The sequence below is a fragment of the Streptomyces ovatisporus genome, from assembly GCF_042653885.1.
Classification (GTDB): Bacteria; Actinomycetota; Actinomycetes; order Streptomycetales; family Streptomycetaceae; genus Streptomyces; species Streptomyces ovatisporus.
In genome coordinates, this window is record NZ_JBHSFH010000002.1 from 246837 (window position 1) to 268612 (window position 21776).

General features: G+C 71.5%; 20 protein-coding genes. 10 read left to right on the forward strand and 10 right to left on the reverse strand.

Going from position 1 to position 21776, the window contains the following annotated elements; translation table 11 throughout:
- Positions 1 to 72: 72 nt before the first annotated feature.
- From ACFPA8_RS01345 to ACFPA8_RS01355, 3 genes are all read right to left on the reverse strand, one after another.
- Positions 73 to 1773 (reverse strand): phospho-sugar mutase, encoded by a 1701-nt coding sequence (locus ACFPA8_RS01345; RefSeq protein WP_386440907.1) that lies wholly within the window; start codon positions 1771 to 1773, stop codon positions 73 to 75.
- Between the two features lie 71 nt (positions 1774 to 1844).
- Positions 1845 to 2663 (reverse strand): purine-nucleoside phosphorylase, encoded by an 819-nt coding sequence (locus ACFPA8_RS01350; protein ID WP_386440910.1) that lies wholly within the window; start codon positions 2661 to 2663, stop codon positions 1845 to 1847.
- 252 nt (positions 2664 to 2915) lie between these two features.
- A complete protein-coding gene (locus ACFPA8_RS01355) occupies positions 2916 to 3353 on the reverse strand; it encodes a gamma-glutamylcyclotransferase family protein (protein WP_386440912.1) in 438 nt (145 codons plus the stop codon).
- Between the two features lie 183 nt (positions 3354 to 3536).
- Here ACFPA8_RS01355 and ACFPA8_RS01360 point away from each other — a divergent pair, with 183 nt between their 5' ends.
- A complete protein-coding gene (locus ACFPA8_RS01360; RefSeq protein WP_386440914.1) occupies positions 3537 to 5030 on the forward strand; it encodes an NAD(P)H-quinone dehydrogenase in 1494 nt (497 codons plus the stop codon).
- A gap of 121 nt (positions 5031 to 5151) precedes the next feature.
- Positions 5152 to 6174, forward strand: a complete 1023-nt coding sequence (locus tag ACFPA8_RS01365; protein ID WP_386440920.1) for a DeoR/GlpR family DNA-binding transcription regulator — start codon at positions 5152 to 5154, stop codon at positions 6172 to 6174.
- A gap of 164 nt (positions 6175 to 6338) precedes the next feature.
- On the opposite strand, the gene ACFPA8_RS01370 is transcribed toward ACFPA8_RS01365, so the two are convergent.
- Positions 6339 to 8111, reverse strand: coding sequence for an acetyl/propionyl/methylcrotonyl-CoA carboxylase subunit alpha (locus tag ACFPA8_RS01370; protein WP_386440923.1), 1773 nt, complete (start codon positions 8109 to 8111; stop codon positions 6339 to 6341).
- 418 nt (positions 8112 to 8529) lie between these two features.
- On the opposite strand from ACFPA8_RS01370, the gene ACFPA8_RS01375 reads away from it, so the two are divergent.
- A complete protein-coding gene (locus tag ACFPA8_RS01375; RefSeq protein WP_386440925.1) occupies positions 8530 to 9027 on the forward strand; it encodes a flagellar basal body-associated FliL family protein in 498 nt (165 codons plus the stop codon).
- A gap of 45 nt (positions 9028 to 9072) precedes the next feature.
- Here ACFPA8_RS01375 and ACFPA8_RS01380 read toward each other — a convergent pair whose 3' ends face one another.
- From ACFPA8_RS01380 to ACFPA8_RS01395, 4 genes are all read right to left on the reverse strand, one after another.
- A complete protein-coding gene (locus ACFPA8_RS01380; RefSeq protein WP_386440927.1) occupies positions 9073 to 9750 on the reverse strand; it encodes a Maf family protein in 678 nt (225 codons plus the stop codon).
- An 84-nt stretch (positions 9751 to 9834) separates the two neighbouring features.
- Positions 9835 to 9963 carry a morphogenic membrane protein MmpB gene (gene mmpB, locus ACFPA8_RS01385; RefSeq protein ID WP_386440930.1) on the reverse strand — a complete coding sequence of 43 codons (129 nt, stop codon included), beginning with the start codon at positions 9961 to 9963 and terminating at the stop codon, positions 9835 to 9837.
- A 230-nt stretch (positions 9964 to 10193) separates the two neighbouring features.
- Complete coding sequence (locus ACFPA8_RS01390; RefSeq protein WP_386440933.1) at positions 10194 to 10436, reverse strand: acyl-CoA carboxylase subunit epsilon; 243 nt, start codon at positions 10434 to 10436, stop codon at positions 10194 to 10196.
- A gap of 14 nt (positions 10437 to 10450) precedes the next feature.
- Positions 10451 to 12043, reverse strand: coding sequence for an acyl-CoA carboxylase subunit beta (locus ACFPA8_RS01395; RefSeq protein WP_386440936.1), 1593 nt, complete (start codon positions 12041 to 12043; stop codon positions 10451 to 10453).
- Positions 12044 to 12266: 223 nt separating this feature from the next.
- On the opposite strand from ACFPA8_RS01395, the gene ACFPA8_RS01400 reads away from it, so the two are divergent.
- On the forward strand, positions 12267 to 13202 hold the full coding sequence (locus ACFPA8_RS01400; RefSeq protein ID WP_386440939.1) for a biotin--[acetyl-CoA-carboxylase] ligase: 936 nt from the start codon (positions 12267 to 12269) through the stop codon (positions 13200 to 13202).
- A gap of 322 nt (positions 13203 to 13524) precedes the next feature.
- Positions 13525 to 14772, forward strand: coding sequence for an adenylate/guanylate cyclase domain-containing protein (locus tag ACFPA8_RS01405; RefSeq protein WP_386440942.1), 1248 nt, complete (start codon positions 13525 to 13527; stop codon positions 14770 to 14772).
- 36 nt (positions 14773 to 14808) lie between these two features.
- On the opposite strand, the gene ACFPA8_RS01410 is transcribed toward ACFPA8_RS01405, so the two are convergent.
- The gene (locus ACFPA8_RS01410; RefSeq protein ID WP_386440945.1) at positions 14809 to 15264 is read right to left on the reverse strand and encodes a VOC family protein; all 456 of its coding nucleotides are present in this window, start codon (positions 15262 to 15264) and stop codon (positions 14809 to 14811) included.
- A 106-nt stretch (positions 15265 to 15370) separates the two neighbouring features.
- Between ACFPA8_RS01410 and ACFPA8_RS01415 the strand changes: the two genes are divergently transcribed.
- From ACFPA8_RS01415 to hutH, 3 genes are all read left to right on the forward strand, one after another.
- Entirely contained in the window at positions 15371 to 16180 is an 810-nt protein-coding gene (locus tag ACFPA8_RS01415) for an enoyl-CoA hydratase/isomerase family protein (protein WP_386440948.1), read from the forward strand.
- Between the two features lie 146 nt (positions 16181 to 16326).
- Positions 16327 to 17667, forward strand: a complete 1341-nt coding sequence (locus tag ACFPA8_RS01420; protein WP_386440951.1) for a GGDEF domain-containing protein — start codon at positions 16327 to 16329, stop codon at positions 17665 to 17667.
- 119 nt (positions 17668 to 17786) lie between these two features.
- On the forward strand, positions 17787 to 19340 hold the full coding sequence (gene hutH / locus ACFPA8_RS01425; RefSeq protein WP_386440954.1) for a histidine ammonia-lyase: 1554 nt from the start codon (positions 17787 to 17789) through the stop codon (positions 19338 to 19340).
- Here the strand turns inward: hutH and ACFPA8_RS01430 are convergent.
- Positions 19313 to 19702, reverse strand: a complete 390-nt coding sequence (locus ACFPA8_RS01430; protein WP_386440957.1) for a hypothetical protein — start codon at positions 19700 to 19702, stop codon at positions 19313 to 19315. The genes hutH and ACFPA8_RS01430 overlap by 28 nt on opposite strands.
- Before the next feature lie 139 nt (positions 19703 to 19841).
- Here ACFPA8_RS01430 and ACFPA8_RS01435 point away from each other — a divergent pair, with 139 nt between their 5' ends.
- Positions 19842 to 20243, forward strand: a complete 402-nt coding sequence (locus tag ACFPA8_RS01435; RefSeq protein ID WP_386440960.1) for a hypothetical protein — start codon at positions 19842 to 19844, stop codon at positions 20241 to 20243.
- 254 nt (positions 20244 to 20497) lie between these two features.
- On the forward strand, positions 20498 to 21736 hold the full coding sequence (locus ACFPA8_RS01440; protein WP_386440963.1) for a L,D-transpeptidase: 1239 nt from the start codon (positions 20498 to 20500) through the stop codon (positions 21734 to 21736).
- Positions 21737 to 21776 lie beyond the last annotated feature (40 nt).

Here is a 21776-nt window from a genome sequence, read left to right on the forward strand (position 1 = left end):
GGAGGCTCCGTCGGCCGGACGCGTCACCCTGCTGTGTCCGGCCGTCCGGCTGTCCGGCCGGCCGGACAGCCGTCACACCCCCGCCGCCGCCCCCAGGTCCGCCTTCAGCGCGGCGAGCACGGTCGCCGCCCGGCTGCGGACGACGGCGAGCGCCGCCTGGTCGCGCACCGGCAGCACGACCTCCAGGTAGCACTTGAGCTTCGGCTCCGTCCCGCTCGGACGTACCACGACGCGGGCCTTCTCCACGCCCGCCTCCGGGTCGCCCGCGAGCCGGTACCGCAGCCCGTCCGTGGGCGGCAGGCCCTCGGTCCCCTCGGCGAGGTCCTCCGTGGCGAGGACGGACAGCCCCGCGAGCACCTTCGGCGGGTTCGACCGCAGACGCCGCATCGCCGTGGCGATCAGGGACAGGTCCTCGACGCGTACCGACAGCTGGTCGGTCGCGTGCAGTCCGTGCTCCACCGCGAGGTCGTCCAGGAGGTCGGTCAACGACCGGTCCGCCTGCTTGAGTTCGGCCGCGAGTTCGGCGACGAGCAGCGCCGCCGTGATGCCGTCCTTGTCGCGCACGCCGTCCGGGTCGACGCAGTAGCCCAGGGCCTCTTCGAAGCCGTACCGCAGGTTCTCCACGCGAGCCAGCCACTTGAAGCCCGTCAGGGTCTCCTCGTACGGGAGGTCCGCCGCCTGTGCGATCCGCGACACCAGCGACGAGGACACGATCGTCGAGGCGAACGTGCCGCGCGCCCGCTTGTGCACGAGGTGCGTGGCGAGCAGCGCGCCCACGTCGTCACCGCGCAGCATCCGCCAGCCGTCCCGGGCCTCTTGGTCGGGAACGGCGACGGCGCAGCGGTCCGCGTCCGGGTCGTTGGCGATGACGAGGTCAACGGGCCCGGCTCCGGCCGCCTCCCGGGCGGTGGTGAAAGCGAGGTCCATCGCGCCGGGCTCCTCCGGGTTGGGGAACGCCACGGTCGGGAAGTCCGGGTCGGGCTCGGCCTGTTGAGGCACCTGGACGGGGGCCGGGAAGCCCGCGCGGCGGAACGCCTCGTCCAGCGTGCGGGCGCCGACGCCGTGCAAGGCGGTGTGGACGATGCGCACGTCGCGTGGTGACCCCTCGGTCAGCACCGCTCCCGTACGGGCCAGATAGCGGTCGAGGATCTCCTCGTCCAGCACGTCCCGGCCGGAAGGGGGGCGCGGCACGTCCGCGAGCGGGCCGACGGCGTCGATCCGTGCGGCGATCTCCGCGTCGGCGGGCGGAACGATCTGCGAGCCCCCGCCCAGATAGACCTTGTAGCCGTTGTCCCGGGGCGGATTGTGGCTCGCGGTGACCATCACCCCCGCGACGGCGCCCAGCCGGCGGATCGCGAAGGCGAGTACGGGCGTGGGCAGCGGCCCGGGCAGCAGCACCGCGCGCAGGCCCGCCCCCGTCATGACGGACGCCGTCTCGCGGGCGAAGTCGTGGCTCTTGTGGCGGGCGTCGTAGCCGACGACGACGAGGCCCGGTCCGGAACCCGCGTCACCCCGCTCCTGGTCCCGCAGGTACGCCGCGAGTCCGGCGGCGGCGCGGATCACGACGGCGAGGTTCATCCGCATGGGGCCCGCTCCGAGCTCGCCGCGCAGCCCGGCCGTACCGAACTGGAGCGTGCCGGAGAAGCGGGCGGAGAGTTCCTCGTGGTCCTGGGCCTCGATGAGCTTGGCGAGCTCCTCGCGGGTCTCCGGGTCGGGATCCTCGTCCAGCCAGGCCCGGGCGCGGGCGGTCAGCTCACTCACTACGTCCTGCACAGCTCCAGCCTCTCTCCTTCTACTGCGGCCCGCGGCCTGCGGACGGGCGGGTCTCCGCCCACCCTGCGCCCTCAGATCCGGTTCAGCACCTGCGCCAGCAACGAGCCCATCCGGGCGGCGGAATCACGGCCTGCCTGGAGGACTTCCTCGTGGTTGAGAGGCTCACCCGTCATGCCGGCGGCGAGATTCGTCACCAGGGAGATGCCCAGCACCTCGGCGCCGGCCTCGCGGGCGGCGATCGCCTCCAGCACCGTGGACATGCCGACGAGGTCTCCGCCGATGGCACGGACCATTCCGATCTCGGCCGGGGTCTCGTAGTGCGGGCCGGGGAGCTGCACGTAGACGCCCTCCTGCAGGGAGGAGTCGACCTCCTGGCAGAGGGTGCGCAGACGGGGGGAGTAGAGGTCGGTGAGGTCGACGAAGTTGGCGCCGACGATGGGAGAGGTGGCCGTCAGATTGATGTGGTCCTTGATCAGCACGGGCTGGCCCGGGACCATGCCGCCGCGCAGACCGCCGCAGCCGTTGGTGAGCACGACTGTCTTGCACCCGGCTGCCACGGCCGTACGGACGCCGTGGGTGACGGCGGCGACGCCGCGGCCCTCGTAGTAATGGGTGCGTCCGAGGAAGACCAGGACCCGCTTGTCACCCAGCTCGTGGGAACGCACCGTGCCCGCGTGCCCTTCCACTGCGGGCGGCGGGAAACCGGGCAGCTCCGTCACCGGGAACTCGTGCTCGGGCTCTCCGAGCGCGTCGGCGGCGGGCACCCAGCCGGAGCCCATCACGAGGACAACGTCGTGGCTGTCCGCACCGGTCAACTCGCGTAGCCGCTCGGCGGCGGTGTCGGCGGAACGGTACGGATCGTCGGCGGTGTTCGAGGCTGATGCGTTCACGCGTTGAGCGTAGCGGTTATGGCCCTACGCGCGTAGACGGCCCCGGGAATTACCCGGGATCCACACAGGGGTGCCACCGCGCCGGGACAGGACAGTCGCCGCCCGGAACCGGAACCCCCGGCACCGGTGCCCGGACGGCTGGACTGGTCGCGGCGGGATGAGGGGGCGGGACGGGCAGGGGTGGGCGTGCGGACACTCACGCGTGACCGTGCGGACCGGAGCTTCGGGGGAAGGGGCGGAGACCCGGAGGCATCAGCAGGGCCGCTTACGGATCTCCATCACGTAGTCGTGCGGTGCGCCCGCGGACTCGGCCGCGTCCGCGATGTCGCCGAGGTAGCGGGCGGAGGGCAGCCCGCCTTCGTAGCCGTTGAGTACGTAGCACCAGGCTGTCGCCTCGCCGTCCAGCGTGTGGACGCGCAGCCGCGTACGGCGGTAGATGCCGAGACCCACGCCCTCCCAGCGGTCCATGGAATCCTCGTCCATCGGCGCGACGTCGTACAGCGCGACGAAGACCTGCGAAGCAGGCGCCTCCACGACTGTCGCCAGCGCGCCTTCCCAGCCCATCTGCTCGCCGCCGAAGGTCAGCCGCCAGTCGGTCACCCATCCCGTGCCGCGCAGCGGGGAGTGCGGGGCGCGGCGCGACATCAGCCGCGCGTCGAGGTTCGCGGCGTAAGCGGCGTAGAGCGACATGACGACGAGGGTACGGGAGTCCACCGCCGCGCCGGTGGTGGCGCAGGGGGCGTGGAGGGTTGCCGGCGGCGGCTGAGACGCCCGGTGTACGGGCGGCCCGTCCACGGCGCACGGCAGCCGGAGGCCCCGCAGGGGACGGCCCGGGAGGGGGGCGGGGGACCGGTCGCATGCACGTGCGGGACAATGGGGTATGTGACTCGGATCGTGATCATCGGTGGCGGACCGGGCGGCTACGAAGCCGCCCTCGTGGCGGCGCAGCTCGGCGCGGAGGTGACCGTCGTGGACTGCGACGGTCTGGGAGGCGCGTCGGTGCTCACCGACTGCGTCCCCTCGAAGACCCTCATCGCCACTGCCGAAGTGATGACGAACTTCGACTCCTCTTACGAGGAGCTGGGCATCCGCGTCGAGGACAGCACCCACGACCCGGACGATCCCGCCCGCGTCGTCGGTGTGGACCTCGGCAAGGTGAACCGCCGGGTGAAGCGTCTCGCGCTGGCACAGTCGCACGACATCGCCGCGGCCGTGACGCGGGCGGGCGTGCGCGTGCTGCGGGGCCGCGGCCGGGTAGAGCCCGGGCAGGGCCCGGGAGGCTCCCGTGAGGTCGTCGTCACCCCTACGGGCGACGGCTCCTCCTCCAGTGCCGGTGGTACGTCCGCGCAGCCCGCGGCCGCGGAGGAGCGGCTGACCGCCGACGCCGTGCTGATCGCGACGGGAGGGCATCCGCGGGAGATCCCGGACGCCCAGCCGGACGGCGAGCGCATCCTCAACTGGAAGCAGCTGTACGACCTGGAGGAGCTGCCGGAGGAGCTCATCGTCGTCGGTTCCGGTGTGACCGGCGCCGAATTCGCGGGCGCCTACCGGGCGTTGGGTTCGAACGTCACGCTCGTCTCGTCGCGCGACCGGGTGCTGCCGGGTGAGGACCCGGACGCGGCGGCGGTGCTGGAGGACGTCTTCCGGCGCCGCGGCATGAACGTCATGTCGCGTTCCCGTGCGGCTTCGGCCAAGCGCGTCGGCGACCACGTGGAGGTGACGCTGCAGGACGGCCGCACGATCACCGGGAGCCACTGCCTCGTCGCGGTCGGCGCGGTGCCCAACACGGCGGACATGGGCCTCGAGGAGGCCGGGGTCCGGCTGAAGGAGTCCGGCCACATCTGGACCGACAAGGTCTCGCGCACCTCTGCTCCCGGCATCTACGCGGCCGGTGACTGCACGGGCGTCTTCGCGCTCGCCTCGGTCGCGGCCATGCAGGGACGCATCGCGATGTACCACGTGCTGGGGGAGACGGTCACACCGCTGAACCTCAAGGCGGTCTCGGCGAACGTCTTCACCGACCCGGAGATCGCCACTGTCGGCTACAGCCAGGCAGACGTGGAGAGCGGTCGCATGGACGCCTGGTGCGTGAAGCTGCCGCTGCTGCGTAATCCGCGGGCGAAGATGCAGGGCATCCGGGACGGCTTCGTGAAGCTGTTCTGCCGCCCGGGCACCGGGATCGTGGTGGGCGGGGTGGTCGTCGCGCCGCGGGCCAGCGAGTTGATCCACCCGATCTCCGTCGCGGTCGACAACAACCTGACGGTCGGGCAGATCGCGAACACCTTCACCGTCTATCCGTCGCTGACCGGCTCGATCGGTGAGGTCGCGCGGCAGTTGCACACCCGGAAGACCGCCGAGGACGGCTAAACCGGCCGGGCGGTTCGTCCGCTTCGTGTGTATACCATGCGGCCCGTGCAGCTATGGACAACTTCCAAAAATCGACGAAAACTGCTGAAACCAGACGGTCGTTGGGGTTACTGTCAGTTTCGTGTTCGCTGCAGAACGTCGCCAATTGATCCTGGAAATGGTGCGCGCGAACGGGGCGGTCTCGCTCCGTGAGCTCGCACGCGTCGTCCAGACCTCCGAAGTGACCGTGCGTCGTGACGTACGGGCGCTGGAGGCAGAAGGGCTGCTCGACCGCCGGCACGGCGGTGCCGTCCTGCCGGGCGGATTCACCCGGGAGTCCGGATTCCCGCAGAAGTCCCATCTGGCGAGTGCGGAGAAGACGGCCATCGCCGACGTGGCCGCCGGGCTCGTCGCGGAGGGCGAGGCCGTCGTCGTCGGTGCGGGCACGACGACGCAGGAGCTGGCGCGGAGACTCGCGCGGGTACCGGGGCTGACGGTGGTGACCAACTCCCTTCTCGTGGCACAGGCGTTGGCACACGCGAACCGCGTCGAAGTGGTGATGACCGGCGGCACCCTGCGCGGTTCGAACTACGCGCTGGTCGGCAGCGGTGCGGAGCAGTCGCTCCAAGGTCTGCGGGTCTCCCGCGCGTTCCTCTCCGGCAGCGGCCTCACCGCCGAGCGCGGTCTCTCGACGTCCAACATGCTCTCGGCGAGCGTCGACCGGGCTCTGGTGCAGGCTGCCGCCGAGGTCGTCGTGCTGGCCGACCACACGAAGCTGGGTACGGACACGATGTTCCAGACCGTCCCCACCGACGTCATGACGAGACTCGTGACGGACAAGCCCCCGCCTCAGAACGACCGCGCGGGAACGGAGCTGCAGGCGCTGGCAGACCAGGGCGTGCAGATCACCGTGACCGGACTGGCGCAGGCGGGTCCCGCCGAGGGCACCGCGCCTGGGCACGGCGGCGGTGGGGGTGGTCCCGCCGGGCGCAGCGGTGACAAGGGCCGCCGGGAGATGCCGATGCCGGGGCAGCGGCGCAACCATCCACAGGGCGGCGGCGGTTCGGGCGCCCCGGGTCCGCCGCAGCTGCGCAGTGCCCCGTCGCTGCCCGATCAGCCCCAGGGCGGCGGGCGTGTGGCCGATCTGGCGCCGCGGCGCCGCTGAAGCAACGCTCTCCCGCCCACTTCGCAGGGCCGCTCCGGCGCGGGAACGCGCGCACGCGAGACTGCTCGCCGCCCGGGTCCGCTTCGACGGACACCGGACGGCGAGCAGTTGTCGTTCTCCTTGCTCGCCGGGCCGCCGGGCACGTACGTACCGGCGCCCGCCGCTCAGTCCTTGATCTCGCAGATGACGGTGCCCGCCGAGAGCGAGCCGCCGACCTCCGCGTGCAGGTCCTTGACGGTGCCGGAGCGGTGCGCGTTCAGCGGCTGCTCCATCTTCATCGCCTCCAGCACGACGACGAGTTCACCCTCCTCGACATGCTGGCCCTCCTCGACCGCCACCTTGACGATGGTGCCCTGCATCGGAGAGGCGAGGGCGTCGCCCGAGGCGGCACTGCCGGACTTCTTGGACGCCTTGCGCTTCGGCTTCTTGCTGCCGCCGGCGGCCGGTGCCGCCGTCACGCCCAGCGAGGAGGGGAGGGAGACCTCCAGGCGCTTGCCGCCCACCTCGACGACGACGGTCTCGCGGGCCGTCTCGTCCTCGTCGGTGTCGGCGCCCGAGCCCGCGAAGGGCTCGATCTCGTTGACGAACTCCGTCTCGATCCACCGGGTGTGGACGTCGAACGGCGCGTCCGGACGGCCGTTGACCTCGGGAGCGAACTTCTCGTCCCGTACGACCACGCGGTGGAAGGGCAGCGCGGTGGCCATGCCCTCGACGGTGAACTCGTCCAGCGCGCGTGCCGCACGCTGCAGCGCCTGCTGCCGGGTCGCGCCGGTGACGATGAGCTTGGCCAGCAGCGAGTCCCAGGCGGGGCCGATGACCGAGCCGGACTCCACGCCCGCGTCGAGCCGTACGCCCGGACCGGAGGGCGGCGCGAAAGTGGTGACGGTGCCGGGCGCGGGCAGGAAGTTGCGGCCCGGGTCCTCGCCGTTGATGCGGAACTCGAAGGAGTGGCCGCGCAGTTGCGGGTCCTCGTACTCCAGGGCCTCGCCGTCGGCGATGCGGAACATCTCCCGCACCAGGTCGATCCCGGTGACCTCCTCGGTCACGGGATGTTCCACCTGCAGACGGGTGTTGACCTCCAGGAAGGAGATCGTGCCGTCCTGTCCGACGAGGAACTCACAGGTGCCGGCGCCCACATAGCCCGCCTCGCGGAGGATGGCCTTCGAGGCGCGGTACAGCTCCGCGTTCTGCTCGTCGGACAGGAACGGCGCGGGGGCCTCCTCGACGAGCTTCTGGTGACGGCGCTGCAGCGAGCAGTCACGGGTGGAGACCACGACGACGTTGCCGTGCTTGTCGGCCAGGCACTGGGTCTCCACGTGGCGCGGGCGGTCCAGGTAGCGCTCCACGAAACACTCGCCGCGGCCGAACGCCGCGACGGCCTCGCGTACGGCCGAGTCGTACAGCTCCGCGACCTCGTCCAGCGAGCGGGCCACCTTCAGGCCGCGTCCGCCGCCGCCGAACGCCGCCTTGATGGCGATGGGGAGGCCGTGCTCCTCGGCGAACGCGACGACCTCGTCGGCACCGGAGACGGGGTCCTTGGTGCCTGCGACGAGCGGTGCACCGGCGCGCTGCGCGATGTGCCGGGCGGCGACCTTGTCGCCCAGGCCGCGGATCGCGTCCGGAGGCGGGCCGATCCAGGTCAGGCCCGCGTCCATGACGGCCTGCGCGAACTCGGCGTTCTCGGAGAGGAATCCGTAGCCGGGGTGGAGGGCGTCCGCACCCGAATCGGCCGCGGCCTTCAGCACCTTGTCCATGTCCAGGTAGCTGGCCGCCGGAGTGTCACCGCCCAGGGCGAATGCCTCGTCGGCAACCCGGACGTGCAACGCGTCCCGGTCCGGCTCGGCATAGACGGCGACGCTGGCGATTCCCGCGTCCCTGCAGGCGCGGGCGACGCGAACAGCGATTTCGCCGCGGTTGGCGATGAGCACCTTGCGCACGATGTCTCCCTACTTGGCGCTGCTCCGCAACAAGATTCGATGTGCTGAGTGATGAAAGTTTAGGTACTGACGACACCGCAGGCCGAGCCGCCCTCGGGCGTGAGCTTGCCCACACGGAGTGTTACGCGCGGTCGTCACGGGCCACGGTGTGCCTTGTCACCCCAAGGTACGCCGGGTTCACGGCGGAGCTCGGCGATCCGCCGATGTGGTCAAGGTCTCCGTTCGGCAAACCGAGGTGGAACGGTGCGTCTTTGTGGGATTCCTATGAAAGGCGGGGGGAAACTTTGCTTCGCGTCGCCCCTCTTGCCCGCGGTGATACCCGTAAGTAGCGTTCACGGTGCCATGGCGATGTACTCCTGGTAACCAAAAGCATCGGCCGTGCCGGTGGGCATCCGAGGACCGGAAGAGGGTGTGCGGGGTGGGACTCAGACGATGGGTGGCCGGGGCCGCGGCGCTGATACTGGCTGTCGAGGCGGTCGGCATCGTTCTCCTGAACATCTTCCTGAGCATGGTCGTGGACGATCAGCAGATGTCCATGGGCGGACTCGAACCCCGCTCGATGTCACTCTCAGCCGTGGTCGCCGGAGCGCTCTTCGGGGGCTATCTCCTGCTGTGCGCCGGGGTGTTGGTGCGTACGGCCGTCCGTGACCGGGGCCCTGTCGGCCTGCTGCGCATCGTCCTCATCAGCGCGGCCGTGGTGCACGGCCTGCTCGGCGCGGCGACGGTCGGGCTGGTGGGCTGGGCGGCGTTCCTCTTCATGATGGTCGTGCTGGGGCTGATCGTCTGGTCGCTCGTCTCCTACAGCGTCGAGGAGGCCGCCGAGCAGGAGAGCTCGCCGGCCGGGACGGCGGGCCCGCCGCCAGGAGCGGCCGCGTCGCCGTCCGGCCGGACGGGCCCGGAGCCGTCCGCCCCGTAACCCGGCTTCCCCGTACCGGACTTCACTCGTCCCGGCGTCACCGGCTCACGTCCACAGGTCGGTGATCTGTACGTCCAGTCGCGCCAGGAGCCCGCGCAGCAGCGGCAGCGACAGGCCGATGACGTTCCCGTGATCCCCCTCGATGCCCTCGACGAACGGCGCGGAGCGGCCGTCGAGCGTGAACGCGCCCGCCACATGGAGCGGTTCGCCCGACTCCACGTACGCGGCGATCTCCGCGTCGCTCGGCTCCCCGAAGTGGACAGTCGTGGAGGCCGTCGCCGAAGTACGCGTACCGGCACGGTTGTCGACGACGCAGTGCCCGGTCTGCAGCACACCGGAGCGTCCCCGCATCGCCTTCCAGCGGGCTGTCGCCTCCTCGGCGTCCGCGGGCTTGCCCAGCGGCCTGCCGTCCAGTTCCAGCACCGAGTCGCAGCCCACGACGAGCGCGTCCGCCGCCTGTGAAAGCCCTGCCACCGCCGAGGCCTTGGCCTCGGCCAGCACCTTTGCCAGTTCCGCGGGGGTGGGCGCGTCCAGCCGGTCCTCGTCGACGCCGCTCACGATGACCTCGGGCGCGAGCCCGGCCTGTCGCAGCAGCCCCAGCCGCGCGGGCGAGGCGGAGGCGAGCACGAGCCGGCGCGCGGGCCGTCCGGCGCCGGACCCGGGGGACCCGTCGGAGGCGGGGGACGCCGGGGGCAGTGGGGAAGTGGAGGGCTCAGAGGTCATGCCGCCATCGTAGGGACCCGGTCCGGGCCGCCCGGGAGACCGTCCCCCTGGTGCGGAGGCGTCCGGCCCGGACGCCCGCCGCCGTCACCGGACGCTGACGAGAAGCAGCAGGATCACGACCACGATCGGCAGAAGCCAGCTCAGGCGTCCCAGCATCGCCAGAGTTGCGCGCATCTCCTGGGGAGGCTCGTCGCGGGGATCGGACCACAGCATGACTTCCATGGTGCGGCGGAGCTGCCGGAGATGCCTGAGTACGCGTACTCAATCGGGCCGCGGACGCCGCCACGCGGACCCCGCCACGCGGAGCCCCGGACGCAGAACCGCCCTGCCCGGCATGGCTGTTCGGGCAGGGCGGGTGAGCCGCTTCCGCAGAGCGTTCCGAAACGGCGGCGGCCCGGCGGCGGCGGTCCGGCGCGGGTGGTCAGGCAGTCCGGCGCGGGCGGTCAGGCGGGCCAGTACGCCGTGCGCCACGCCTTCGGCCCCGGGTGCGGGAGCCTGCGCGGCACCGTACGCGCGGGGTCGGACCACTCGTCGGCGGGTACGGAGACGGGCTCCGCCTCCACCATCGCGGCGGCCCGCGCCCTGACCACCGCCAGGGCCGCGGCCAGCTCCTCCGGAGTCGGGTTGCCCCGTACGACCTTGATGGGCGGGAACGGCGGGTGCTCCCCCGTCGTCGAGTCGAGCATGGCCAACGACCTCCTTACAGCGGGATGTTGCCGTGCTTCTTCGGGGGCAGCTGCTCGCGCTTGGAGCGGAGCGTACGCAGACCACGAGTGATGTGCCGGCGCGTCTCGGACGGCATGATCACAGCATCCACATACCCGCGTTCGGCCGCGGCATACGGATTCAGCAGCGCGTCCTCGTACTCCTGAGTCAACTCGGCCCGCAGCGCCTCACGTTCGTCGTCCGACTCGACGGCCGCGAGCCGGCGGCGGTGCAGGATGTTGACCGCTCCCTGAGCACCCATGACGGCGATCTGGGCGGTGGGCCAGGCGAAGTTGAGGTCGGCGCCCAGGTGCTTGGAGCCCATGACGTCGTACGCGCCGCCGAACGCCTTGCGGGTGATGACGGTGATGAGTGGCACCGTCGCCTCCGCGTACGCGTAGATGAGCTTGGCGCCGCGGCGGATGATGCCGTCGTACTCCTGGTCCGTGCCCGGCAGGAAGCCCGGCACGTCGACGAAGGTGATCACCGGCACGTTGTAGGCGTCGCAGGTGCGCACGAAACGTGCGGCCTTCTCGCTGGCGTCGATGTTGAGGCAACCCGCGAACTGCAGCGGCTGGTTGGCCACCACGCCCACGGACCGGCCCTCGATCCGGCCGAAGCCGGTGATGATGTTCGGGGCGAACAGCGCCTGGGTCTCGAGGAATTCACCGTCGTCCAGTACGTGCTCGATGGCGGAGTGCATGTCGTAGGGCTGGTTCGCCGAGTCGGGGATCAGCGTGTCCAGCTCACGGTCGTCGTCCGAGGTCTCCAGGTCCGCCTCCTCCGGGAAGACGGGCGGCTCGGACAGGTTGTTGGAGGGCAGGTAGGACAGCAGCGCCTTGACGTACTCGACGGCGTCCTTCTCGTCGCCCGACATGTGGTGCGCCACACCGGAGGTCGTGTTGTGCGTGCGGGCACCCCCCAGCTCCTCGAAGCCGACGTCCTCGCCCGTCACCGTCTTGATGACGTCGGGGCCGGTGATGAACATGTGCGAGGTCTGGTCCACCATCACCGTGAAGTCGGTGATCGCGGGGGAGTAGACGGCGCCCCCGGCGCAGGGGCCGACGATGAGGCTGATCTGCGGGACGACGCCGGAGGCGTGCACGTTCCTGCGGAAGATCTCCGCGAACAGGCCCAGCGCGACGACGCCTTCCTGGATACGCGCACCGCCGCCGTCGTTGATGCCGATCACCGGACAGCCGTTCTTCAGCGCGAAGTCCATGACCTTGACGATCTTCTCGCCATAGACCTCGCCGAGCGAACCGCCGAAGATGGTGAAGTCCTGGGAGTACACGCACACGGGGCGGCCGTCGACGGTGCCGTAGCCGGTGACCACGCCGTCTCCGTACGGACGGTTCTTCTCCAGGCCGAAGTTGGTCGACCTGTGCCGGGCGAACTCGTCCAGCTCGGTGAAGCTCCCCTCGTCCAGCAGCAGATCGATCCGCTCCCGGGCGGTCAGCTTCCCCTTCGCGTGCTGCTTCTCCACCGCGCGCTGCGAGCCCGCGTGCGTCGCCTCGGCGGCTCGACGCTCGAAATCCGCGATCTTGCCCGCGGTCGTGTGGATGTCTGGGCCCTGCTGCTCGGACATCGGCGTGCGGCTCCTACTCGTCAGCGTGCGGCTACCGGTTCGTAGGCTATCCGCGAAGCAGCCGTTCGTCGGTGCGGCGTTGGCCACACTCGCAGCTCGTGGGCGGCGTGCGGACTGCGGAGGGAACGCGGCGGGACGAGGCCGCGCCGGCACCGCGGAACACCACCGGTCCACCGCGCCCGCGCCGCGGGCGGCGCCCCGCCCGCGGATCTACGCTGACGTCATGACGCCCAACTCGCCCGAGAGCTCCGGCAGCCGCTGGTCGGACCTGAACCGCCCGCCGCTCGACGCCTCCTCGCTGCGCCGCGCGCTGGTCAGGACCGACAGCCTGTGGACGTCGCTCGACGTGGTCGACAGCACCGGCTCGACCAACTCCGACCTCGTGGACCGCGCCCGCGGCGGGCGAGCGGAGGAAGGCGCCGTACTCGTCGCCGAGGAGCAGACGGCCGGCCGCGGCCGGCTGGACCGCACCTGGAGTGCACCGCCGCGCTCCGGGGTGTTCGTCTCGGTGCTGCTGCGACCTTCCGTACCGCAGGAGCGCTGGGGGTGGCTGCCGCTGCTCGCGGGGGTGGCCGCCGCCACCGCCCTCGCCCGGACCGCCGGAGTGGACACCGGCCTGAAGTGGCCGAACGACCTCCTCGTCGAGATCGAGGGGGTGGAGCGGAAGATCGGCGGCATCCTCGCCGAGAGCACGTCGCTCCCCCCGCGGGGAGAGAAGGGCGGCCCGGAGGGTGCGCGGCCGGACAGCAGCGGTGCGGTCGTCCTCGGCATGGGCCTCAACGTCTCCCTCAGCAGCTCCGAACTCCCCGTCCCCGCTGCGGGATCACTCGTCCTCGCGGCTGCGCAGTGCACCGACCGCGACCCTCTGCTGCGCGCCGTGCTCCGCTCCGTCGAGGACTGGTACGGGCGCTGGAGCGCCGCCGACGGCGATGCGCTGGACAGCGGTCTCCTGGAGGCGTACGCCGCGGGCTGCTCGACGCTCGGCCGTACCGTGCGGGCCGAGCTGCCCGGCGGCGAGGAACTGGTCGGCGAGGCGGTGGCCGTCGACAGCGACGGGCGGCTCGTCATCGGAACGGAGGAAGGCGTGCAGCGTCCCGTCGCCGCGGGCGACATCGTGCATCTGCGGGGGCACGGGGGCGGGACCGCGGGCGGGCCGTGACCCGGGCAGCCGCCGGGAGATTCGCCGCCGGGGGAATCGCGGCCGGTGGATTTCGGCAGGAGTGGTGGTTCGGCATACCGCGGTGCGGCGGGGAGTGCGCGCCGGATCGCGGTCGGTGACGAGCGGGCGGACGACGTGCCGAGTCGGTGGCACGAGTCCGTCGGTGCGTTCGTAGAGGGGCCTGTTCAGCGCACTGCTGCCGTATTGTGGGCACGCGGCGGAGGGGATGCGGATGCGGCGCGTCCCGGTGATCCCCGAAGATCTCAGCAAGAGAACGGAAGGGCAGTGCGCAGGGACGACCGGGCCTGGCGAGGGGCGGACAGTGGCCGACGATGAGCCGGACATCCCCGCACGTACGTCCGAGTCACAGTCGGCCTCGGAAGCGGAGCCGGGAGACGAAGCGCAAGCACCGGAGCGGCCGGTTCCACACGCGGCACCGTCTGCTCGGAACGGCCGGCCGGCCGAGGCACCCGCGCCGGGACACGACGACGGCCCCGCCGGACCTCCGCAGCCTTCCGGGCAGCCCGCGCCCCGAGGCCAGAGCGGCACCGCCGAGAGCGACGACGACCCCAGCGCCCTGCGCATCGAGGAGCTGATCCTCGGCTCGTCGCGCCAGTACACCCCGTTCCAGGCGGCACGGGCAGCCGGCGTCTCCATGGAACTCGCATCGCGTTTCTGGCGGGCCATGGGCTTCGCGGACGTGGGCCAGGCACGTGCGCTGACGGAGGCCGACGTCCTGGCGCTGCGCCGCCTCGCGGGCCTCGTCGAGGCGGGCCTGCTGAGCGAAGCGACCGCGGTGCAGGTCGCCCGCTCCACGGGGCAGACCACGTCGCGCCTGGCCGACTGGCAGATCGACTCGTTCCTGATGGGGCTGACGGAGCCTCCCGAGCCCGGAATGACCCGCAACGAGGTCACCTACCCGCTGGTGCAGCTGCTCCTGCCGGAGCTGGAGGAGTTCCTGGTGTACGTGTGGCGGCGGCAGCTGGCCGCGGCCACGGGGCGCGTCGTCCAGGCTCTCGACGACGAGGAGACCGTCGACCGGCGGCAGGCCATCGCCTTCGCCGACCTCGTCGGTTTCACACGGCTGACGCGCCGCCTCGAGGACGACGAACTCGGTGAGCTCGTCGAGGCCTTCGAGACCACGGCGGCCGATCTCGTCGCCGCCAACGGCGGACGTCTGATCAAGGCGCTCGGCGACGAGATCCTCTACGTCGCGGAGGACGCGGGCACAGCGGCGGAGATCGGCCTGCGCCTGATCGAGACCATGGCCAACGACCCGACGATGCCCGAACTGCGGGTCGGCATCGCCTTCGGCACGATGACGACGCGCATGGGCGACGTCTTCGGCAACACGGTCAACCTCGCCAGCAGGCTGACGTCGATAGCTCCCAAGGACAGGGTGCTCGTGGACGGCGACTTCCGGGCGGAGCTCGTCACTGCGGGCGACGCCCCCGAGTCGGAGAAGGAGACCGAGGACCTCTCGGGCTACCGCTTCGCGCTCCAGCCGCTGTATCAGCGGCCCGTCCGTGGTCTGGGCGTCGTCGAACCCTGGATGCTCGCGCGCCGCTGAGTCCCGCCGGCGGCGCGTCCGCGTGGCGCGAGCGCCTCATGCGACGCAGAACTCGTTCCCCTCCGGGTCCTGCAGCACGACGCAGTAGTAGTCCATGCCCGGCTCGTCCATGATCCGCACGACCGCGGCGCCCGCCGCTGTCAGCTCCTCGACCTTGTCCGTGACCCGCCGGGTGCGGACGGCCAGCGGGGTCTCGCGGCCGCCGCCCACCTTCACGTCGAGATGCACCCGGTTCTTGACCGTCTTGGGCTCCGGGACCTGCTGGAACCACAGCCGCGGCCCCTGCCCGGTGGGGTCGACGATGGACTCCGGCGTCTCTCCCACTCCCTCCGGAAGCTCCTCCTCCGGCACGCCCATCGCCGCCCAGTGCTCACGCCATGTGGCATGGCCCAGCGGGGGAGGCTCGGGTACGTAGCCCAGAGCAACGGTCCAGAAGTCGACCAGCCGCCGCGGGTCACCGCAGTCGACCGTCAGCTGCAACGTCGGTTTCATGCCCGAAGCATCACAGACAGGTCTGACAGGGCGGGCGCTTCCGGCCCGCGAGGGGACCGTACAGTGACCGGCGGACACTGGTGAGCGAGTGTTGACCGGAGGGTCGATGAGCAGCGTGAGCGAAGAGCGTTACGGGGAGTGGATCGCCGTCCGCAAGGACGCCGGGACACACGTCGCCGAACTCGTCCTGGACCGGCCCGCGGCCATGAACGCCGTCTCCAGCGAGCTGGCGGCACGGCTCGCCGAGGCGTGCGCGGACCTGGCGGCCGACCGCGACGTACGCGCCACCGTGCTCACCTCCACCCATGAGCGGGCCTTCTGCGTCGGCGCCGACCTCAAGGAGCGCAACTCCCTCAGCGACGCCGAGCTCGGACGTCACCGCCCGACGGCGCGTGCCGCCTACACCGGTGTGCTGGAGCTTCCGATGCCGACCGTCGCGGCAGTGCACGGCTACGCGCTCGGAGGCGGCTTCGAACTGGCGCTGTCCTGCGACATGATCGTGGCCGACCCCACCGCCGTCGTCGGACTGCCCGAGGTCTCGGTCGGCGTCATCCCGGGTGGTGGCGGTACGCAGCTGCTGCCCCGCCGGGTCGGTGTCGCCCGCGCCGCCGAACTGATCTTCTCCGCGCGCCGGGTCGAGGGCGGCGAGGCGTACCGTCTCGGCCTCGTCGACGAGCTGGTGGAGGAGGGCCGCGACCGCGAGGAGGCGCTCGCGCTGGGCGCCCGCATCGCCCGGAACTCCCCGGTCGGACTGCGCGCCGCCAAGCGTGCGCTCCGTACGGGCTGGGGCCTGGACCTGCGGGCCGGCCTGGAGATCGAGGACGCCGCCTGGCGCACCGTCGCCTTCTCCGGAGACCGGACGGAGGGCGTGGCGGCCTTCAACGAGAAGCGGAAGCCGCGGTGGCCAGGGGAGTGAAAGACCCTCACCGTACTTCTGCGGCCGCACGGCCGCCCCGGCCCGTGAGCACCCTGGGGAGGATGCCGCGGAGCGGCTCCGTACGGGACGCGGAGCAGGAGTAAGCCGGACGGCGGGGTCGGCGGAACGCTTCTAGCCTGGCTCTCATGGGAGAGGACCCACGGTTGCGGGCGGTCGTCGAGCTGGCTCAGGCCATGACGACAGCGCAGCGCTTCTGCGACGCGCATCCCCGCGACTCCGCGCACCGAGAGGTCGCGCACGCCGCCGCGGTACGGGCGTGTGCGGCGATGGACGGTACCTTCGCCGCGATATCCGCCTGGGACCGGGCGCGCGGACGGCTGGACGTCCTGGTCAACGTGGGGAAACTGGCCGCGGGCGAGAGCGAGTTCCCGTACGACGAGTCCTATCCCGTGCACGACTTCCCCGAGATCACCGAGTCGCTGCGCGAACGCTGGCGTGTGGACGGCGAGGACGAGCCGCACGCCTGGATGGAGACGGCCGGTCAGCCGCACGAAGACCGCGGGATACCCGTCCATCCACGCGTGGCGGCCCTGCGCCGCCGGGGCCGTGGCTGCTGCGTCGTGGCGCCGATCGTGCTGCACGGCAGGGCCTGGGGGGAGCTGTACGTGGCCCGCGATGCGGGAGAACCGGTCTTCGACCAGTCGGACGCCCACTTCGCGACGATACTGGCCGAGATCATCGCCGCCGGGATCGCGCAGAACGAGCAGCTGGAAGAGGTGCGGCGGCTCGCCTTCACGGATCAGCTGACCGGACTGGCCAACCGCCGTGCCGTCGAGGGGAAGCTGGAGGACGGGCTTCAGCGGCACCGTGAGGACGGAACGGTCGTCAGCCTCGTCGTGTGCGACGTGAACGGCCTCAAACGCGTCAACGACGAGCTCGGGCACGCCGCCGGCGACCGGCTGCTGGAGCGCTTCGGGATAGTGCTGTCGCTGTGCGGCGCGACCCTGCCGGGTGCTCTCGCGGCACGGCTGGGCGGGGACGAGTTCTGTCTGCTGACGGTGGGGCCCGGCGCGGACCGGGTGGTACGGGCGGCGGAGGAGGTCTGCCGCATGGCGGTGGGGCTGCAGGCGGGGGACGGGGTGGCTTGCGGAGTGGCGTCGACGGGGGACCCGATCGGGCCGGTCCGGTCCGCGGCGCGTCTCTTCCGGCTCGCCGACGCCGCGCAGTACCGGGCGAAGGCGGCCCGCGCCCGCCGGCCGGTGGTCGCCGGACGGGACGGCGGCGCCGCGGACCCGGTCGTACGGCTCGCCGACGCGTCCGAGGCGGACGAGGCGCCGGAGAGGGCGGCGACGGGCGGGACGGTGGCGGCATCGCCACCCGGCGACCGCCGGCACTTCCGGGGACACGAGACGGGCGAGCCGCCTGCAACTGACCCGCCGGAGACCGCTGACGGGCCGCGGGCAGATGACGAGCCCGGCGCCCCCGCCGGGCGGGACGTACCCGGACGGGCCGGCAGGCGCCCCTGAACCGGGCGGAACGGGGCGCAGTCCGCAGCAGCCGGCGGGACGGTCCGGGAACGGGCCCGAGGAGCAGTTCGAGGCCCCGGTCGTGACAGGAATCGATTCACTCTCTAGGGTGCCTGAATATGAGTATGCACACCGTGGTGCTGGGCGAGTCCGGCACGACCCCCGAGGACGTCGTCGCCGTCGCCCGGGACGGCGCCCGCGTGGAGCTGTCGCCGCAGGCGCTGGCGGCCCTGGAGGCGGCACGGCGTCACATCGAGGACCTCGCCGCGAAACCCGAGCCCGTCTACGGCGTCTCCACCGGCTTCGGCGCCCTCGCCGTCCGCCACATCAGCCCCGGGCTGCGCGCACAGCTCCAGCGCAACATCGTCCGCTCGCACGCGGCCGGCATGGGGCCGCACGTCGAGCGCGAGGTCGTACGGGCGCTGATGTTCCTGCGTCTGAAGACCCTCGCGTCGGGACGGACCGGCGTCCGGCCCCAGGTCGCGCAGGCCATCGCGGACCTGCTGAACGCCGGGATCACCCCCGTCGTGCACGAGTACGGCTCCCTCGGCTGTTCCGGAGACCTCGCGCCCCTCTCGCACTGCGCCCTGGCCCTGATGGGTGAGGGCGACGCCGAGGGGCCCGACGGCACGACGGCCTCGGCCGCCGCACTTCTCGAAGCGCACGGCATCGCTCCCGTCGAGCTCCGCGAGAAGGAGGGGCTGGCCCTCCTCAACGGCACCGACGGCATGCTGGGCATGCTCCTCCTGGCGGGCGCCGATCTCGCCCGCCTCTTCACCTCCGCCGACATCACCGCGGCCCTCACCATGGAGGCCCTGCTCGGCACCGACAAGGTGCTGGCGCCCGAGCTGCACGCCATACGTCCGCACCCCGGGCAGGCGGCCTCGGCGGCCAACATGCTGAAGGTGCTCGCAGGTTCGGGCCTCACCGGGCATCACCAGGACGACGCGCCCCGTGTGCAGGACGCGTACTCGGTGCGGTGCGCGCCCCAGGTCACGGGGGCCGGCCGGGACACCCTCGCGCACGCCCTCACCGTCGCGCAGCGCGAGCTGGCCGCCGCCGTCGACAACCCCGTCGTGCTGCCCGACGGGCGTGTGGAGTCCAACGGCAACTTCCACGGCGCTCCCGTGGCGTACGTGCTGGACTTCCTCGCCGTCGCCGCAGCCGACCTCGCCTCCATCGCCGAGCGCCGCACCGACCGGCTGCTGGACAAGAACCGCTCGCACGGCCTGCCGCCCTTCCTCGCTCACGACGCGGGCGTCGACTCGGGGCTGATGATCGCCCAGTACACGCAGGCGGCGCTGGTGAGCGAGATGAAGCGGCTGGCCGTTCCGGCGTCGGCCGACTCGATCCCCTCCTCGGCCATGCAGGAGGACCACGTCTCGATGGGCTGGTCCGCGGCGCGCAAGCTGCGCACAGCTGTGGACAACCTCACGCGCGTCGTCGCCGTGGAGCTGTACGCAGCGACGCGTGCGGTCGAACTGCGTGCCGAGGGCGGCCGGTTGACTCCGGGCGACGCAGCGGTCGCGATCGTGCGGGCGCTGCGCGAGGCGGGCGTCGAGGGCCCGGGCCCCGACCGTTACCTCTCGCCCGACCTGGCGGTGTGCGAGGAGTTCGTGCGGACGGGCGCCCTGGTGGGAGCGGCTCAGTCGGTGACGGGCGAACTCGTCTGAGCCGGCCGGACGGCAGCCGTACGGCGGCGTGAGCGGATGATCAAGGCGCCGCCGGCGCCCGCGAGTCCGAGACCGCCCAGCACGTAGGGGGAACCGAACGCGCCGGGGTCCGACGAGTTGACGCCCCCCGGACGGCCGACGGCGCTCTGCGCGGTGGCTGCGCCGGAGTGCGGGGTGCCGTTCCGGGTGGTGTCCTGCGTACCGGCGGACTGTGCGGCGTGCCGTACGTCTGTGCCCGTACCGTCCGGGACGGCCTTGGCCGTGGGGACGAACCAGAGGGCGCAGAGCACCGCGCCTGCCGCAGTGGCAGTCACCAGGGACCGGCGGTGTACGGACACGGTGGAGAGTCCGGCTGCGGGCACGGAATAGCCCCTTCCGAAAGCTGTGGTGCGATGAGCGACGAGCAGTGTGCCGTCCATGAACTGGCGGCACGGAGGCCGATGTTATAGACCGCCGCGGGTCGTACGGAACCCGCGCCTCCACTGCGCTTACGCTCCGTTCATGGCTGCTGACGAGACACCGCGCACCGAACCCTCGGGCTCCGGCCCGCACATCCGGCTCCGCGTGGACCTGGTCGTGGAGATCGCCGACGCACAGGCGCTGACCAGGTCGGCCCTCGCACGTGTGGAGGGCGACGAGCTGATGCCGGACGAGGAGCGGGAGCACGCGAGGGAGACCGTCGCCGGGGATGCGGGCGAGGCCATCGCCTACCTCGTCGACCCGTTCGACCTTGTGCGCGAGCTGCCGGGAGTGGAACTGGCGCACGCCAGTTGGGGGAGTGAGGAGGTCGGACAGGGCGGTCTCGGCGCGCTTCCCCCGTTCGACGATCTGGACGACGAGACGGACGAGGTCCGGGGAGCCGCGGACGTGGCCGAGTACGCCTCGGGTGGATACCGGGGCTGAAGGGACCGCACCGGGGCCCGGCCCGCCCCGTGAGCGACTGCCGGACCCACTCTGACCAGGTGTTTCGTCGTTGAGCCCCCAGTGGTGGCAGGCTTCTTCCAGAAGGCCACGTGTGCTGGGCCACAGTTTCATCACGTGTGGAACCGGTCACCAGCCTCAGTGCGTTCTGTTCCGTAGAGCTGGGTCCGCACATGTCTCCTTGGTCCGGCACGGGGGAGTGCGCGGTCATTCGGGGAGCTTGGATTCTGACGCAAATGGAGAAGTCTGTGACGACGCTGGGTACGCACCGCAAAGCGATATCCGTGACGGCTGCGGTGCTCGGCGGGGTGATGGCGCTGGGCGGCTGCGGGATGTCGGACAGCGGTGACGGGGCCGAGAAGGCCAAGTCCGAGGCGCGCGGCAAGAAGAGTTCGGTGGCCCGAATAAAGATCGCCGGCAAGGACGGCTCCGAGGGCGCCAGCATCAACACCGGCGGCAGGGTGGTCGTCAGCCAAGGCAAGCTCACGGACGTGAAGTTGACCGCCGTTCAGTCGGGCACGGCCGTCGAGGGCACGATGTCCGGCGACCGCACGTCGTGGAAGCCGAACGACCAGCTTGAGCGGGCGACGCAGTACAAGATCACCGCGAAGGCGAAGGACGGCGAGGGCCGTAAGTCCGTCGAGAACTCGACCTTCACGACGGTCTCCCCCGACAACAGCTTCATAGGCACCTACACCGGTGAGGACGGCGCCACCGTGGGCGTCGGCATGCCGGTGTCGATCAACTTCGACAAGGCCATCAGCAACAAGAAGGCCGTCCAGACCGCCATCAAGGTCAGCTCGACAAGCGGCCAGGAGGTCGTCGGGCACTGGTTCGACGACACCCGCCTCGACTTCCGCCCGCAGGAGTACTGGAAGCCCGGCTCCAAGGTCACCCTGGACCTCAAGCTGGACGGCGTGAAGGGCGCCCAGAACATCACCGGCGTGCAGGACAAGAAGGTCACGTTCAACATCGGCCGCTCGCAGGTCAGCACCGTCGACGTCGAGAATTACAAGATGTCGGTCGTGCGGGACGGCAAGGAGGTCAAGAGCATCCCGATCTCCGCGGGCAGCGCGAAGAACCCCACGTACAACGGCAAGATGGTGATCTCCGAGAAGCACAAGGAGACCCGCATGGACGGCGACACGGTCGGCTTCGGCCGCAAGGGCGCCGAGGGGTACGACATCAAGGACGTCCCGCACGCCATGCGACTGTCGACGTCCGGCACCTTCATCCACGGCAACTACTGGGGCGCGCCCTTCGGTTCGGGCAACACCAGCCACGGCTGCGTCGGCCTGAAGGACAAGCGCGGCGCGGACGACGCGGCCACCGACGGCGCCTGGTTCTACGACAACTCGATGATCGGCGACGTCGTCGAGGTCAAGGGTTCGCCCGACAAGACCGTCCAGCCCGACAACGGGCTCAACGGCTGGAACATGAGCTGGGCCGAGTGGAAGGCGGGCTCCGCGGTCTGAGGCCCGGAGCGGGCCGTGCCCCGGTGGGCGCGGCAGCCGA

Excerpts from the sequence above, each read along its gene's own strand:
- ACFPA8_RS01390 (WP_386440933.1), bottom strand. The coding sequence starts at position 10,436 with ATGCTCGACTCGACGACGGGGGAGCACCCGCCGTTCCCGCCCATCAAG.
- ACFPA8_RS01400 (WP_386440939.1), top strand. The coding sequence starts at position 12,267 with ATGACGCCCAACTCGCCCGAGAGCTCCGGCAGCCGCTGGTCGGACCTG.
- ACFPA8_RS01435 (WP_386440960.1), top strand. The coding sequence starts at position 19,842 with ATGGCTGCTGACGAGACACCGCGCACCGAACCCTCGGGCTCCGGCCCG.
- hutH (WP_386440954.1), top strand. The coding sequence starts at position 17,787 with ATGAGTATGCACACCGTGGTGCTGGGCGAGTCCGGCACGACCCCCGAG.
- ACFPA8_RS01410 (WP_386440945.1), bottom strand. The coding sequence starts at position 15,264 with ATGAAACCGACGTTGCAGCTGACGGTCGACTGCGGTGACCCGCGGCGG.
- ACFPA8_RS01395 (WP_386440936.1), bottom strand. The coding sequence starts at position 12,043 with ATGTCCGAGCAGCAGGGCCCAGACATCCACACGACCGCGGGCAAGATC.
- ACFPA8_RS01355 (WP_386440912.1), bottom strand. The coding sequence starts at position 3,353 with ATGTCGCTCTACGCCGCTTACGCCGCGAACCTCGACGCGCGGCTGATG.
- ACFPA8_RS01420 (WP_386440951.1), top strand. The coding sequence starts at position 16,327 with ATGGGAGAGGACCCACGGTTGCGGGCGGTCGTCGAGCTGGCTCAGGCC.
- ACFPA8_RS01415 (WP_386440948.1), top strand. The coding sequence starts at position 15,371 with ATGAGCAGCGTGAGCGAAGAGCGTTACGGGGAGTGGATCGCCGTCCGC.
- mmpB (WP_386440930.1), bottom strand. The coding sequence starts at position 9,963 with ATGCTGTGGTCCGATCCCCGCGACGAGCCTCCCCAGGAGATGCGCGCA.
- ACFPA8_RS01380 (WP_386440927.1), bottom strand. The coding sequence starts at position 9,750 with ATGACCTCTGAGCCCTCCACTTCCCCACTGCCCCCGGCGTCCCCCGCC.
- ACFPA8_RS01360 (WP_386440914.1), top strand. The coding sequence starts at position 3,537 with ATGGGGTATGTGACTCGGATCGTGATCATCGGTGGCGGACCGGGCGGC.
- ACFPA8_RS01440 (WP_386440963.1), top strand. The coding sequence starts at position 20,498 with ATGGAGAAGTCTGTGACGACGCTGGGTACGCACCGCAAAGCGATATCC.